The 14,600-nt window shown below is 35.3% G+C and carries 21 protein-coding genes and 1 other RNA gene; 13 read left to right on the top strand and 9 right to left on the bottom strand.

From position 1 onward, the window contains the following. Window positions 1-212 precede the first annotated feature (212 nt). The 7 genes from ACY65O_RS15870 to ACY65O_RS15840 all read left to right on the top strand — a co-directional run bounded on the left by ACY65O_RS15870 (window position 213) and on the right by ACY65O_RS15840 (window position 4,590). Window positions 213-719, top strand: a complete 507-nt coding sequence (locus ACY65O_RS15870; protein WP_462221839.1) for a hypothetical protein — start codon at window positions 213-215, stop codon at window positions 717-719. Continuing rightward, window positions 716-961, top strand: coding sequence for a hypothetical protein (locus ACY65O_RS15865; protein WP_462221838.1), 246 nt, complete (start codon window positions 716-718; stop codon window positions 959-961). Before ACY65O_RS15870 ends, ACY65O_RS15865 begins: the two co-directional genes overlap by 4 nt. Window positions 962-1,027: 66 nt before the next feature. Continuing rightward, entirely contained in the window at window positions 1,028-1,663 is a 636-nt protein-coding gene (locus ACY65O_RS15860) for a hypothetical protein (RefSeq protein WP_462221837.1), read from the top strand. A 183-nt stretch (window positions 1,664-1,846) separates the two neighbouring features. Further along, the gene (locus tag ACY65O_RS15855; RefSeq protein ID WP_462221836.1) at window positions 1,847-2,524 is read left to right on the top strand and encodes a hypothetical protein; all 678 of its coding nucleotides are present in this window, start codon (window positions 1,847-1,849) and stop codon (window positions 2,522-2,524) included. A gap of 55 nt (window positions 2,525-2,579) precedes the next feature. After that, on the top strand, window positions 2,580-3,164 hold the full coding sequence (locus tag ACY65O_RS15850; RefSeq protein ID WP_462221835.1) for a peroxiredoxin family protein: 585 nt from the start codon (window positions 2,580-2,582) through the stop codon (window positions 3,162-3,164). 375 nt (window positions 3,165-3,539) lie between these two features. After that, the gene (locus ACY65O_RS15845; RefSeq protein WP_462221834.1) at window positions 3,540-3,905 is read left to right on the top strand and encodes a VOC family protein; all 366 of its coding nucleotides are present in this window, start codon (window positions 3,540-3,542) and stop codon (window positions 3,903-3,905) included. Window positions 3,906-3,963: 58 nt separating this feature from the next. Continuing rightward, window positions 3,964-4,590: a class I SAM-dependent DNA methyltransferase gene (locus tag ACY65O_RS15840; protein WP_462221833.1), complete on the top strand. Its 627-nt coding sequence runs from the start codon at window positions 3,964-3,966 to the stop codon at window positions 4,588-4,590. Between the two features lie 202 nt (window positions 4,591-4,792). Here the strand turns inward: ACY65O_RS15840 and ACY65O_RS15835 are convergent, their stop codons facing one another. Together ACY65O_RS15835 and ACY65O_RS15830 are read right to left on the bottom strand one after the other, a co-directional pair. Then, window positions 4,793-5,164: a hypothetical protein gene (locus ACY65O_RS15835; RefSeq protein ID WP_462221832.1), complete on the bottom strand. Its 372-nt coding sequence runs from the start codon at window positions 5,162-5,164 to the stop codon at window positions 4,793-4,795. Between the two features lie 96 nt (window positions 5,165-5,260). Next, on the bottom strand, window positions 5,261-5,755 hold the full coding sequence (locus ACY65O_RS15830) for a hypothetical protein (protein ID WP_462221831.1): 495 nt from the start codon (window positions 5,753-5,755) through the stop codon (window positions 5,261-5,263). Between the two features lie 286 nt (window positions 5,756-6,041). Here ACY65O_RS15830 and ACY65O_RS15825 point away from each other — a divergent pair, with 286 nt between their 5' ends. The 6 genes from ACY65O_RS15825 (at window position 6,042) to rnpB (ending at window position 9,762) form a co-directional block, all read left to right on the top strand. After that, window positions 6,042-6,788 carry a COG4705 family protein gene (locus tag ACY65O_RS15825; RefSeq protein ID WP_462221830.1) on the top strand — a complete coding sequence of 249 codons (747 nt, stop codon included), beginning with the start codon at window positions 6,042-6,044 and terminating at the stop codon, window positions 6,786-6,788. 117 nt (window positions 6,789-6,905) lie between these two features. After that, window positions 6,906-7,232: a hypothetical protein gene (locus tag ACY65O_RS15820; RefSeq protein ID WP_462221829.1), complete on the top strand. Its 327-nt coding sequence runs from the start codon at window positions 6,906-6,908 to the stop codon at window positions 7,230-7,232. Window positions 7,233-7,449: 217 nt separating this feature from the next. After that, window positions 7,450-8,055, top strand: a complete 606-nt coding sequence (locus tag ACY65O_RS15815) for a DUF4136 domain-containing protein (protein ID WP_462221828.1) — start codon at window positions 7,450-7,452, stop codon at window positions 8,053-8,055. A 232-nt stretch (window positions 8,056-8,287) separates the two neighbouring features. Then, entirely contained in the window at window positions 8,288-8,890 is a 603-nt protein-coding gene (locus ACY65O_RS15810) for a PepSY-like domain-containing protein (RefSeq protein ID WP_462221827.1), read from the top strand. A gap of 81 nt (window positions 8,891-8,971) precedes the next feature. After that, entirely contained in the window at window positions 8,972-9,190 is a 219-nt protein-coding gene (locus ACY65O_RS15805) for a hypothetical protein (protein ID WP_462221826.1), read from the top strand. 114 nt (window positions 9,191-9,304) lie between these two features. Then, window positions 9,305-9,762, top strand: an RNA gene (gene rnpB / locus ACY65O_RS15800) — RNase P RNA component class A. Between the two features lie 44 nt (window positions 9,763-9,806). On the opposite strand, the gene ACY65O_RS15795 is transcribed toward rnpB, so the two are convergent. The 7 genes from ACY65O_RS15795 to ACY65O_RS15765 all read right to left on the bottom strand — a co-directional run. Next, window positions 9,807-10,826: a proline iminopeptidase-family hydrolase gene (locus ACY65O_RS15795; RefSeq protein WP_462221825.1), complete on the bottom strand. Its 1,020-nt coding sequence runs from the start codon at window positions 10,824-10,826 to the stop codon at window positions 9,807-9,809. A 55-nt stretch (window positions 10,827-10,881) separates the two neighbouring features. Continuing rightward, window positions 10,882-11,484 (bottom strand): GNAT family N-acetyltransferase, encoded by a 603-nt coding sequence (locus ACY65O_RS15790; RefSeq protein WP_462221824.1) that lies wholly within the window; start codon window positions 11,482-11,484, stop codon window positions 10,882-10,884. Then, a complete protein-coding gene (locus ACY65O_RS15785; RefSeq protein WP_462221823.1) occupies window positions 11,485-11,943 on the bottom strand; it encodes an NUDIX domain-containing protein in 459 nt (152 codons plus the stop codon). It lies immediately after the preceding gene. Window positions 11,944-11,945: 2 nt separating this feature from the next. After that, window positions 11,946-12,881 carry a magnesium transporter CorA family protein gene (locus ACY65O_RS15780; protein WP_462221822.1) on the bottom strand — a complete coding sequence of 312 codons (936 nt, stop codon included), beginning with the start codon at window positions 12,879-12,881 and terminating at the stop codon, window positions 11,946-11,948. A gap of 21 nt (window positions 12,882-12,902) precedes the next feature. After that, window positions 12,903-13,457 (bottom strand): DinB family protein, encoded by a 555-nt coding sequence (locus tag ACY65O_RS15775; RefSeq protein ID WP_462221821.1) that lies wholly within the window; start codon window positions 13,455-13,457, stop codon window positions 12,903-12,905. Next, window positions 13,454-14,236: a diaminopimelate epimerase gene (gene dapF / locus ACY65O_RS15770; RefSeq protein ID WP_462221820.1), complete on the bottom strand. Its 783-nt coding sequence runs from the start codon at window positions 14,234-14,236 to the stop codon at window positions 13,454-13,456. Before dapF ends, ACY65O_RS15775 begins: the two co-directional genes overlap by 4 nt. Window position 14,237: 1 nt before the next feature. Beyond that, window positions 14,238-14,600 (bottom strand): nucleoside phosphorylase-I family protein (locus ACY65O_RS15765; protein WP_462221819.1); only part of this gene is annotated, 363 nt, incomplete at its 5' end.

Genomic DNA, 14,600 nt, shown 5'->3' with positions numbered 1-14,600 from the left:
GGTGGCGGAAGGAAGCCCAATGAGCATTTAGTTAGCTATTGGGCTTTTGTTTCGCCTTGACAAACATCGCTGAACATTAGTAAGTTATATTTATCTTTAGTACAAGGCCAAACAGCGGTTCCGGGCGGAAGAATTTCAAATTCCACCACATCGCCAAGCGCTACCGTTGGTGGCAATTTTTAACGACAATACGATTCTAATAAAAATTTTAAATGGACACAAGCAAAGTTTGGTTTGACTTTATGGACTTGGCAAACGCCACGACAGAGCAAGGGCAAAAAATTGATAGGCATAAGCCAAGTATTCAAATCTTCTTTCAACCATCTTTTGACAATCATACTTTTTTACAACTTCAACTGTACAATGACATTTTAAAATGGTATCGTACAACCTGGCAAAAATTGATTGACGCACCAAAATTTAATGACCCAATTCAGAAATTAAAATTTATTGGGCAGGTAATCAAGCCAACAATTAAATATGAAAGCGGCGAGGCAGAATTAAAAATTGTAGGACACATACTTGAGTTTATAAAAACAATTTTAATTAGACCACGACTTGAGAAATGGGGAGGAATAATTCTTGACGGCAGCTTTTATACTTTGACAATAAGTGTAGAGAGTGTTGAGACAAAATACAAGTGGCATTATTTACCAGACGAGTGGACAGACCTACAAAAATTGGCAGATATGCTGGACGAATTAAATAATCAGCTATGACACAACTCGGTGGACTAAAACTGCCACCAACATTGGGTTTTGTGCAAGCAGGGCTTGACGTTCAAACTTCGGCTGTTTGCATCGCTGTACTTTGGTTCAGGCTGACGGAATTCTATTGGGCTTTTAGTTGTTATCTTGTACTTTTATTTCTTTATTGGGCTTCAGTTCCGGGCTGGACAATCAACAATGCCCTGCCTGCACAAAGCCCTGTTCGTTGGTGGCAATTAAACAGACGACCCTGAATGATGATAGGTTTGACAACAATACTTCAATCTGAACTGGACAAAATAAATTCACCAGTCAGACTTATGAAAAGTAGTGACACGACAATTAAAATGAATTTTGACGGTTGGGCATTTGCAAAAAATCACAGCCGAAATATTGATGTTTGCAGTTTTGTAGACAGCGAACAAATGCACCTTCAATTAGTAGACAGGGAAATTATTGCTGGACAAATTACAACAACTGATTTGACAGAAATTGCTTTTATAGTTGACTGTTGGCTTTTTAAAAACCAAACTGTCAGACAACTTAAAGATAAAAATAACGAGTTCAGCATTTCAGAAAAGTATTCAAACTTATTGACATTATCTATTGACGAAGTTTTAGAAAAAAGGTGGGCAAGTGAATATGAAAGAATTATAAAACGAGAGACACTTTTTAATGCTGACTTGTTTTTAGCATTAAAAGATAAGCTTGGTAATTTATTTCCGTTTTTTTGCCACGACAATTTATGGTTCAGCAATATTCTTGAACTTCCAAATGACAATTTTAAATCACCAATAATTTATTGCAATAAAGATACTTTTGAAATCGGACTAACTTTGGATAATTCACAATCAAACAAATCTTTTAAAACAAAAAACATAGACGTAGCAGTTGACAAGACAATAGAACTTTTGCCAACGAATTTTGAAGAAACAAGCAATCCGTTGACAAATTAACTGCCACCAACATGGGGTTTTGTGCAAGCAGGGCTTGACGTTCAAACTTCGGCTGTTTGTTGAGCAGTAGTTCCCGGCGGGACGTTCAATGAATTCCCCACCTGCAGCAATACTCAACGTTGTACGATACCTTAAACCAAAATCTTGCTCCCATTCAAGTTTGACATAAAACTCTTTTTATTTTTGTCGTTAGCTTTTATTCTTTCGACAATTATTGGAACTGTTTCTCACGAATTTGGACACTTTACAGTTGCAAAATCCTTGGGTTATTCATCAACAGTAAGTTACGGTTACACCAATTGGGACGACAGTAAAACAAGGCCCTTCATTGACTCGGTATTTTCAAAATATTCTAAAGAGTTAGAAGCTAATCTCGACTTTCCAAGAAAGAAAGAGTTTGACTTAATTCAAGAAAGACAAAGGAAAGATGCTTTTTGGATAACACTTGGTGGGCCAATTCAAACTATGTTGACCGGTACAATTGGATTACTATTATTGCTAACTCAAAGAAGAAAAATCCTTGAAACAAAAAGTATAAAGCTCTACCAGTGGCTTTGCATTTTTTTATCCCTCTTTTGGCTTAGACAATTTGCAAATTTAGTTACGTGGACAGTTGGCTACTTTATCAATGGCGAATTTTCGTTGGATGGTGATGAAGTTCGCCTTGCACTTTCGTTAGGGCTTCCAAAGGCAACTTTAGCAGTTTCATCCGCTATAATCGGACTTGCAATTTTGACTTTTGTAATTTTCAAAATCATTCCTATTGACAAAAGAATTACATTCATTTCCGCAGGACTTTTTGGCGGAATATTTGGGTATCTTTTTTGGCTAGTTTGGGTGGGGCCAATATTAATGCCGTGACAAGGCATCGTACATCAGGTTTGCTGCAATACCATCGATCAATCAACTATTTGAAATGACAAATATAAAATGGAGCATCTTATTCTACATCCCGATCTTTTTACTATTGTTTTTATCTTGTAAACAAAAATCTGAGAAGGATAAAAGAGTGGAGGAACACACTAAATCACTCACGAAGCATATTGGGGAGAAGTTTCAATTAAAAAATATCATAGATAGTACTGGCAAAATAATTGAGTTGGATTTTACGAAATCAGATGTTACTATTATAGATTTTTGGTTTACTGAATGCAGAGCCTGCGTGGAAGAAATGAGTCAATTTGCCGAAATACTTCCAGGAAAAAAGAATAAAATTTCTGTAATCAGTATTTCAATAAACCAATTTTCGTTCTGGAAGGCTACTTTAACAAATCACACTGACAGATTCTCCTTTTTAAATAACAGAGTAGAAAATTGGAAACATTACACCTTATTATCAACGGACAATCCAAAATTAAAACATGAGTTTTCGTTGGATAGGCAAGGAGAATTGGCGCAATTTTATGATGTCACATTTTACCCAGCATATTTTGTATTAGATAAAAATGGAGTAATTCAATCCAGACCAATAAGTGCAGTGGATTTTATAAAAAACCTATAATTAAGCCTAAAAATAGGTACTGCAGCCAACACGAACTGTGTAAAAAAACAAATATTTCAGGCGATATTTTTATAATAATTATCGCTCTGCCGCCGTGTGTATAAAATAAATTTTCCAAGGCACGCCGTTACAATTTGTAATCTACCAGTCCGCCGTCGTCTGGTCTTTGACCAACGACGATACTCATTCTAAAATCTCCAAAATCTTTTTATTTTAGATACAGCGCGCTGGTGGTTCTCGTTGGTCGAAGACCAGACAAGGGCATTAAAAAAGTGAAGTATTTTTTAAATTTGAAAGTTGAATATTTGCCACTGCAAAAATTCATAAATTTACTCTGCAAATAAATCATTCAATTTTATCAAACATTCATCGCTCATGAAAAATACTGCAAAATCAATAAGGGCTTTTATTGGCGCAATAAATTTTGATGAATCCCGGCATTTTTACCAGGCATTGGGATTTGAAGAATCAAGAATATTTGATAACATGTCTTACTTCAGCATTTCGCCGGCGCTGGGATTTTATTTGCAAAACGCCTATGTAAAAGATTGGGTAGATAACACCATGATCTTTGTTGAAGTGGAGAATGTGGAGGAATATTATAAAGAACTGCAGGATCTTGGGCTGTCTGAAAAATATAAAAATGTACGGTTGATACCCATCAAAGTAAATGATTGGGGCAAAGAATGTTTTTTGCATGACCCATCCGGAGTGTTGTGGCATTTTGGTGAGTTTAATTAATTGCATAAGCATGAAATAATTTGATTGCAAAATCAAAAAACAAAACAACATTAAAACAATGAACACCCGGCAAGCTTACAATATATGGTCGCAGCAATACGATTTTAACGAAAACAAAACCCGTGACCTTGAAGCGCAGGCATTACAAGAAACTTTACAAAATATTAATTTTAAAACCTGTTTAGAGATAGGCTGCGGCACAGGAAAAAACACCGCCTGGTTAATTACAAAAGCAAAACAGGTTACTGCAGTTGACTTGTCGGAAGAAATGCTGGCTAAAGCAAAAGAAAAAATTAACAATGATAATGTAGAATTTATAGAGGCCGATATTACCGCCAACTGGACATTTGCCAAAGAAAAATATGAGTTTATAACTTTTAGTTTAGTGCTGGAGCATATCCAAAACCTGGATCATATTTTTAATGAAGTGGGTAAATATTTAGTACAAGGCGGGCATGTTTATATTGGAGAATTACACCCCTTTAAACAATACGCCGGCAGTAAAGCAAGATTTGAAACTGCTGATGGAACACAGGGGGTGGAATGTTTTACGCATCATCTTTCGGAATTTATACAAACTGCAAAAAAGTATAACTTTACTGTTACAGCTGTAAATGAATATTTTGACGATGGCGATACTGCAACCATACCCAGAATATTGGTATTGATTTTTACAAAAGTGTAATACTGTTTATTTTCTTTGCAAATAACACAAGTTCGATTCTATTAGAGTGTCAGCCTGAGCTTGTCGAAGGCGGGTTGACTATAGCAACGCTTTCGACAAGCTCAAGCTGACAGTATTCCAGGTTAATCTTAAGTTTTAAACTCCAATAAAAATCCCCGGCTTTATATAAACCGGGGATAAATATTTTATTAAATAAAAAAATCTAATTCAATTTATTAGAAATAAATTCTACTAAATTTTCATCACTCATTTTGTTAGAGGTTGATTCTTCAGTTTTTGTATTTTTAAACTGCGGCGTTTCTGCCAGGTAGTGAATAAACTGCTCCTGCGCCTGACCTGTACCGGTTACATGCAGGTGAGTAGCATTTTGCATGGTGGCAGTTATTTCTTTAAAAAATTTTGCCTGCAGCGATTGCTTGTGGTTGTGTTCGTTTTTTTCGTTGGAGTTTTGTGCTGCTTGTTCCCCTTTAATGTGCGCCAGCACTACAAGATTTTCGGTCTCAGCGTTATCACTTCCAATTACTGTGGCGTTATGGCCATCCATCCAAATGCCAAACTGTTTTCTGTTAACCATATTTTATTTTTTAAGTGCGTAATGTAAATAATTATCTATACCGTAAAATTTTAAAATGATGTTGTTCTTAATATAAATTGAAATGATAAAGGAATTTTATGCAAAACTTTTTTCTTTGTCCATATCAAAATGATAATACTCGTTACTGCCATAAAATAATGAAGTAATCGTTTGCCTGCATTTTTGATAGATATTTTTTTCTGTGTTACGCTGGTTCTCAAAATAATTTGCTTCTGTGATGCGTACACAAATCAATAATTTTTGTGCATCGTACACCGCTTTTAAATTTTCGGGCAACAGGTTTAATTCTTCGGGGTCGGTAACAACTCTTGCTATACCCGATGTATTAAGATAAAAGGGTGAATTTTTTTTATAGTAATTGAGCTGTACGTTAAAACTCCTGTCGAATTCGTGAATGTATTGTGTAGGTTTACCTACCGAAAGCCAAACACAACCTACTTCATCGGTATATAATGTTTGCACCACAGAAGTAGGTAATTTTAAAACACTGTTGGTGTGGCAATGTAAAATGGCTGTTTGTAAAAACTGGATCTTCTTAAGTATAAATCCAATTTGATTGTTTGTGTTCATATATACGTTAGTTTATGTTATACCGTACTACTTGAAATTTGCGTACCAACTTTTTTCTATATGCCAACAGTAAAAGATTGTAGAATTAATTACTCAGGTAATAAAGAATTTAACAGCAATTCCCCAATAAAGCCTCGTTTTTGCCACATCAGGCCTTTAAAATATGAACCATATAACTAATTGGCAAAATTTTATATCAACTAATTTTTAAAACAGCTGTATTTTTGAAATAACAATTTGCAGTTAAAAATTGCAGTTTTAATATTACTGATCTTTTAAGAATATAATGAGCAAGCTCCCACAAATTACCGTTGCATTCTGGATAATGAAAATTTGTGCAACTACATTAGGTGAAACAGCAGGAGATTTATTATCCATGACTTTAAATGTGGGATACGCTGTAAGTTCTGCAATACTGCTTAGTTTCTTTTTTATTATTTTAACTGCCCAGCTGTTTTCGAAAAAATACCATCCCATTATTTACTGGCTGGTTATTCTTGCTACAAGCACTGCAGGCACAACCATATCAGATTATATGGACCGCACATTAGGGTTAGGTTATGCAACAGGCTCTTTAATTTTATCAGCACTTTTAATTGCAACGCTTTTAATATGGAAGGCTACTGAAAAAACATTAGCAGTAACGGACATTAAATCACACCGTGCCGAAATATTTTACTGGACGGCTATTTTATTTTCTAATACACTAGGCACGGCGTTAGGCGATTTTTTAGCAGATAATTCGGGGTTAGGATTTTTTGGAGGAGCAATACTGATTGGCAGTTTATTACTGGTGATTGTACTGGCATATTATTTCACCAAAATTTCCCGTGTAATATTATTTTGGCTGGCATTTGTTTTAACCCGTCCATTTGGTGCAACTTTTGGCGACCTGCTGACCAAGCCCCCGGAAAAAGGTGGATTAAATTTTGGTACTACTATATCATCGCTGATACTTTTTATTATTCTTGCAGTTTTAGTTGCTGTGGCTGTTAAAAAAAATAAATCAACCAATAAACTTTCAGTTACCTGAGGAGTAAAATTTCAATTGCACATTTTTTTTCGTCCAATTAGAGATAAATTTTCTACTTATTAAATAGGATTTTAGTAAACCTGTTTGCCGTACATTTGTTTATCATCATACATACAAATGAATTCCACCACAGCAGCTTTAAACGCATTATTCAACCGCATACCCCGCCGCCATACGGCAGATAATGTAAAAGATATCAACAGTATTGTAACCGAATTTGAAGACCTGTTAATTTCCATTGAAGCAGAAAATTCTTTTTACGAAAAAAACATCCCCGTTTTTTTTGATGCACTTGAAGTAATAAAGGCAACCATAAAAAAATCGAACGAGAATAAAAATTCTAAAAAAAGCAAAGACAGTTTTTTTGATGAAGCCTCCGGCGCATTAAAAGATAATATGCAGGATCTGATAACCCTTTATGATGATGGAAGGCGAGCTGAATAGAAATCAACAGCATGTTTATTTATTTTTCATTAAGCCTCCAGTTAAAATCTCTTAAATTTTAACATTCTTTTTTAAACGTTTCTTAAGTTTTAAAATTGATTAATCCTGTTTTTCTTTCACTCAATTTTCACATTTCATACTGCAATAACAGTATAGTTTTTGCGTATATAAATGGAATAGGGAGGGAAACATTAGTAACAATTTAAAACAAACAATTATGACAAATAAATCATTAGGTATGGTGGCCACCATTGCTTTTGCAACTGCAATTTTTACAGGCTGTACCAGCAGCGCCCACATAGAAAAAGATAAAACTGCCGATTTTAGTAAGTATCAAACTTATGCCTGGGTAGAAAAAGAAAAATCTGCAGAAAAATCTGCAGAAAAAAATGAAAAGGAAAGCCGCAAGAACGAACTTACAGAAACAAATCTACACAATGCGGTAAATGAACAGTTACAAAAAAATGGATGGAGAGAAGTAAATACCAATCCGGATGTAATGTTAAACTACGAGTTACTGGTAGAAAAAAATACAAAACGCCAGCAGGATCCGGTGTACTCTCAACCTTTTACAAGAAGCTATTATAACCGCTATACAGGCAGAATAAATACTTTTTATTATCCGTCGCAGTTTGTTGGGTACGACAGTTATTCTACCACTGTAAAAGAAGGAACTGTTACCATTACTATGATAGATAATAAAACTGACAAAACAGTTTGGCAGGGCTGGACAACCAGTGAGCTGAACAGTAATAAAATTACCGGGAAAGAAATTGACCAAAATGTAAAAACCATTTTTAAAAAATTTGATACTGGAAAATAAAACAGTTATAAATAAATTACGGGGCTGCTGAAAAGGCGGCCCTTTTTTTATAAATAAACTGCTGCATACCCTAAAATTTTTTTATAAATCTGTCCACTTATTTCTACAATTGGGGCAGCATTTTCCCCTGTGTTTTAATATTTCTTACCAGAAAAACAATTTTTATATTATTTACTAAGAGTTTAAGAACTGGCATAATTATGATAGTAAGTTATTAAACAAAAAAATAATTATGAAAGTACACATTATTACAGCCTCTGTTGCTGTTATGGCTTTAATGACTGCCTGCAATAACACCGACAGCAGTAAAACAAGTGAAAATAAAGATACAGCAGTTGTGGTGACAACTGATAAAATGGACAAAATGGTTACTGTAAAAACTGTAGAAGTAACCCCGGTTGTTAAAACTAAGTTTGAAACAAAATATCCAAAGGCAACAGAAGTGCAATGGACAAAATATGAAGCCGTGCCAATGGATTTAGATTGGGAACTTACCGGATGGCCCGCTTTGGACACCATGGATTATGCTGCAAAATATACCATTGATAATACGGATTACTGGACCTGGTACACACCGGAAGGAGAATGGATTGCTACCGTTTCAACTATTAATGTTGCAGGTGTACCCGATGCGGTTAATAAAACTTTGCAAAGCCAGTTTGAAGGCTACACTGTTACCTCTGTAAATAAAGAGAATGATAAAAACAGAACAGCCTACGAAATTAAAATGGAGAAAGGTGAAGATAAAATGAAAGCATTAATTGATGAGAAAGGAAATATAATGAAAAAGAAAGGTAAAGAAAACGGTGTAAAAGTAAAAGAGAAAAATATTTAAGCTACTCTCTTTCATTAATAAGCTAAGAAAAAATACTTTATAAAATTAAACACATCATTCATCAATTTTAAACCAGTTATTATGCAAACAATTTATAGTTTTAAAAATAAATTTATACTGCTGCTGTTAACATCATTTGCTGCAGTTACAAGTTTTGCGCAGGATAAAAAACTTGACGTAGACATAAATGTTAATAAAGACAATGAGCAATGGTATGCGCAACCATGGGTATGGGTTGTTGGCGGTGCAGTATTTATTTTACTGCTGGTGGCACTTTTAAAAAGTGGAAAAAAAGCATAGGCTTATAAATAAATACATTCCAAAAAAATGCAGCTTCAGTTGAAGCTGCATTTTTATTTACTTACATCCTTTTTAAAATACTTCTCTCCTCAAAAAATAAAATTATCTTTGCCGTCTATCAGCCGGGTTATCGGGTGTTATGCAAATAGCATCAGGAAAGTCCGGACAGCAAAGGGCAACACACCGGTTAACGGCCGGTCTTGTTAGGTTTGTGGAGACACAAACCAAGGCAGGAAGAAAGTGCCACAGAAAATTACCACCTTTTTCTTGTCATGCTTATCATTTGATGGCAAGACAAGAAAACGGCCAGGGTGAAAACGTGAGGTAAGAGCTCACGGGTTTTTGCAGTAATGCATTAATTGGGTAAACCTTGTGTGCTGTAATGCCACGTATATCAGCGGTTGAGGGCGGCCCGTTCAATATTTGCGCAAGCAGGTAACGCTGAAGGGTAGGCAGCAAGATTGTAACAGTAATGTTGCAGCCAGATAAATGATAACCGCTGCATTTGTTGTTTTGACTTGCTCAACATGACAAATACAGTACAGAATCCGGCTTACAGGCTGATAGATTTTTTAAATTATTAAAGCTCCGTTTTTTGCGGAGTTTTTTTGTTTAGTTACAATTTTCCTGCATCAACATCTTTTATAAATTGTATTAATCCCGGAAAATAATTTTTTTGATCATCGTACATACTCATGTGGCTGCCATTGGGGCAAAGTAAAAATCTGCCATGTGGCAATTGTGTACTCATCCACTTCATATGTTCGGGATCCATAGTATCGTATGTGCCACCAATGGTAAGTGTGGGTGTTTTTATTTGGGGTAGTTGTTTACTAACATCCCAATTGATTAAATTACCACCAATGCCAAATTCACTTGGCCCCTGCATGGTAACATACAAAGATTGATTTGATTTACTGAAGGAACGGGTCATTGGCTCGGGCCATTGCTCTAACGGAATGCGGCAAATATGTTTAGCATAAAAATTTGGCATCAGCAATTGCATATATTTCGGATTAGCAAAATCGCCTTTCTTTTCTATTTGCCTTATGGTATCTAAAACTTTCTGATCGAACTGCGGTGCTAAAACTTCCTGTGCATATTTACCATATGCCGGGCAACTGCTCATCATGTTACTAATGATCAATCCCTTTAAATTATCCTGATATTTTAATGCGTACTGCATGGCCAGTATGCCACCCCACGAATGGCCAAGAAGGTAAAAATTATCTTTGTTAAGATTTAATGCTTTGCGAACCTGTTCCACTTCTTCTACAAAACGTGGCAGATCCCATAGTGTAGTATCTTTTGGATTATCCGAAAGGCCGCAACCCAACTGGTCGTAATAAATAAATTCAATGTTCAGCGGGTCGAAAAAATTTTCAAAGCATTCAAAGTACTCGTGTGTTGCACCAGGGCCACCATTTAATAACAGCACTTTTATTTTGGAGTTATCGCCGTTATATTTTGTCCAAATATTAAACTTACCTTTTGGTGTTTCAATAGGAATTACGGTAACACCACCGGTTTGCACCTGGTCGAACAGGAATTTATTTATTTCTACCTTATCGGATTTTTTAAAAAATTTGCAGGAGCAGACTGTAAATACTGCAAATAATAACAATAGCTTTCTCATAAATTAAGTTTATTAAGTAAAAAGTATATTTTTTTAATGAAAGACTTTTTTATTTTTAGCCTGTAACCAGTTTTTTAAAAATGCTGTTCTTTATTGCAGGCCATTCTTCTTTTATAAAGCTAAAAAAATGGCTGTGTCTTATACTTCCATCTTCGTTAACAATATGGTTGCGAAAAATACCTTCCCTTACCGCACCAATTTTAAGCATGGCTTTTTGCGATTTTAAATTAAGGTGGCTGGTTTTTAATTCAACCCGGTTAAGCATTAATTTTTCAAATGCATATGAAAGCAGTAAAAATTTGCAGTGCTTATTAAAACCCATTCCATGCAGAGAAGGATGCAGCCAGGTTGAGCCAATTTCTAAACGAAGGTTTGCAAAATCAATATTGAGATAGCGGGTGCTGCCCACATACAGTTGTGTTTGCTTATTAAAATACGCAAACGGAAATGATTTTTGCTCCTCTTTTTCTTTTAATGCTGTGTTGAAATATTTTTTAAAATCTTCGGGGGAATTTATTTGCTGTATGGTGTACAACCATAATTCTTTTTGCATTGCAACAGGCAACAGCAATTCAAAATGTTTTTCTTCAAGCGGTTCAATACGCAAAAGGTCGTCTTCTAAAACTATAGCAGTGCTGAAAAAATTTGTATAATCCACTTAATATTTTTCTTTAAGTAAAGATGCAATTATTTTATCAATAGGTAAACTTACCGATACAGCAGAAAAATTTTGCCAATCAACAAAACGGAAAGTTTCTGTTTCGCCGGTATCCGCATACATTTTTAATTCCCTTTCGTCAAAATCAAATTCCTTTTCTCTAAGCGGCGCTTTTATTTCTTCCAATGCTTTTACAAAATAATAAATGGATATTATCTGTTGATCTTTATTAAAAGCACTCATCTGAAAAAAATCGGTGGTGTAAATATGCTCACCCACTTCAACGTTCAAATTCATCTCTTCTAAAAATTCTCTTTTAAGGCAATCTCTGGTGCCTTCGCCAGGCTCTAACCCGCCACCCGGAAATTTAGTAATGTACATGCCACGTATATATTCATCACTAACCAAAACCTGTTTTTGTTCATTTATTAAAATGCCGTACACCCTTATATTGAACATGATTATTTTTTTCTTTTCAAATAATTCCAAACCACAAAACCTAAAATTACAAACGAAATTATTACGGGCAGCCAAAAAGCCAGATGCGATTGGCCATAAGGTATAGGTACATTCATACCATAAATACTGGCAATTAATACCGGCACACTTAAAGATATGGTGAGTGTAGTAAGACGTTTTAGCACTTCGTTCTGATTATTGCTGATGATGCTTGCAAATGCATCAAGCGAAGAGCTTAAAATGGTGGTGTAAGTATTTGCAGTTTCCAATGCCTGCGATGTTTCTACCACAAGGTCATCTAAAAAATCTTTTTCATCATCGGTTAACTGTAAAATATTGGTACGTGCCAGTTTCATCATCAACAGTTCGTTACTGCGTAATGCAGTAATAAAATACACCAAACTTTTTTGAATACGCATTAACTGCAGTAATTCCTGGTTACGGTTGGCATCGTATAGTTTTTGTTCCAGCACATTGCGGCGCTGGTTAATTTCTTTAAGATATTCCTGGAAGTTGGCGGTAATTTTTTCAAATATTTTCAGTACCATCATATTTTTTTTATCGGGATGGCGGTTTTGAAAACTGTTCAGGAATTTTTTTATGGCTTCGTTCTCAAACGAATTAACGGTTACAATTTGGTTGTGTGTTAAAATAATACAAATTGGAATGGTGATATAAAAAGCGTCGCTGTCGTTGAATGAATTATTTTCTGTAGGAGTTTTAATAACAATCAGTTTTACATTATCATCAATTTCGTAACGGCTGCGTTCATCAATATCTAAGGAGTCTTTTAAAAAGTCAACAGGTATATCAAGGCTTTCGCTTAATTCAGTAAATTCTTCCTGCTTTAATGGAGGCAACACATTTACCCAACTCCCAATTTCGGGTTTGTCTATGGCAATGGTTTGATGTTCTATTATTTTAAAATACTGGATCATAAATTAAGTTGCGCTTATACTTTAATCTTCCTTAACAGCATTTTTAGGAAAAGGAGAAATGGCAGAAATTATATTTAAATGATGTTCGGTATGATAAATGGTGAAATAGCAAAGTTCACGTAAAGTAATTCTTCCCAGCAGCGGATGCTTAACTAAATAATTATCTAACTCATCTTCTGCTTTAATTTTTTTTATAGCATCAATGTGTTTAAGCGCTGCACTGTTCCACCGCATCATAAGTTTTTGTTTGCCAAAACTTAGTTTCATAGGTTTAGGTACAAACCTGCCGCTTGCTGCACCGCCTTCTGCCAATTTATTTTTGTATTTGGCTACCAGCTCATCGTATGTTCTTGATTTGCGGTTGGGAGTACCACCGGCCCAGCGTACCAAAAATTTGGGTAAAGAAAATGCAAGTGTAGAAGTATTGGTTGCAACAGTAAGGTGCTGCATATTTTCTGCAACCGACCATTTTACAGAAGGTTTTTCAAAAAAAGTGTTTTCATTCACGCTATTGCAATAATGTGTAAATGCTGAAAATACTTTTTCCGCAGCCTTTATTATTTCCTCTTTTTTCATATTTCCATTTCTCCTTTATAAACAAATTCGGCAGGTCCGCAAAGCCATATATTTTCAAAACGTTCTTCAGCAGTTTTTTCAAACTCCACACTTAAACGTCCGCCCGGTGTTTGTACTTCTACACGGTTAAATCCATTTTCATTATGGGCACTCATTAATGCGGCTGCGGTAACTCCTGTACCACAACTCATTGTTTCATCTTCTACCCCACGTTCGTAAGTGCGAACAAAAATACCATCTTCATCAATCGATTCTACAAAATTTACATTAATGCCTTCGTCTTTAAAAGCATTACTGTAACGTATTTCACGGCCTGTTTCCAATACATCAATTTCTTTTACATTGGTAGCAAATTTTACAAAATGCGGCGAGCCGGTATTTAAAATGGCATAGGTAGAATGCTCTTCTACTTTTGTTACATCTTTCATTTTTAACCGTATAATCTGGTCTATACCTATATCGCCAAAATGCTCGCCGTCTGTTGCAATAAAATGATAAGTGTTTTTATGTATGCCCATGTGATAAGCAAATTTCACCAGGCATCTTCCGCCATTGCCACACATGCTGCTTTCGTTACCATCAGCGTTAAAATAGATCATTTCAAAGTCGTAGCCATCTTTTTTTGCAAGCAGCATTAAGCCATCGCCACCAATACCAAACCGGCGGTCGCAAATATGTTTTATTTGTTTTACAGAAAGACCGGTATATTTATTATCCCTGTTATCTAAAATAACAAAATCATTTCCTGTTCCCTGGTATTTATAAAATTCTATTTTCATCTTATATTTTACTTGAAATTATTGCAAGTGATTTTTTAATTAAATTTTCTACTGTTGCATTACCATCTTTACTAAATTCTTTTGAAATACGGTTGGCAACAATAGCATTTATAGAAAGACAGTGATGCCCTAAAATATTACCCAGCCCGTAAATGCCTGCTGTTTCCATTTCAAAATTGGTAATGCGGTGCTGCCCAAAAGTAAATGTAGTTAAGTTATCAATCAAAGCAGGGTTAGCCAATCCTAAACGCAGTACCCGGCCCTGTGGCCCGTAAAAACCGGGGCAGGTAACTGTAATGCCATGATGAAAACCATCCACAAAATTTTTTAATAATGCGCCGCTTGCACTGCTGATATAAGGCTG

The organism is Ferruginibacter sp. (assembly GCF_031430955.1).
Lineage (GTDB): Bacteria > Bacteroidota > Bacteroidia > Chitinophagales > Chitinophagaceae > Ferruginibacter.
Note: the sequence above shows the minus strand (reverse complement) of the source record. Positions and strands in the feature narration are given on the sequence as shown.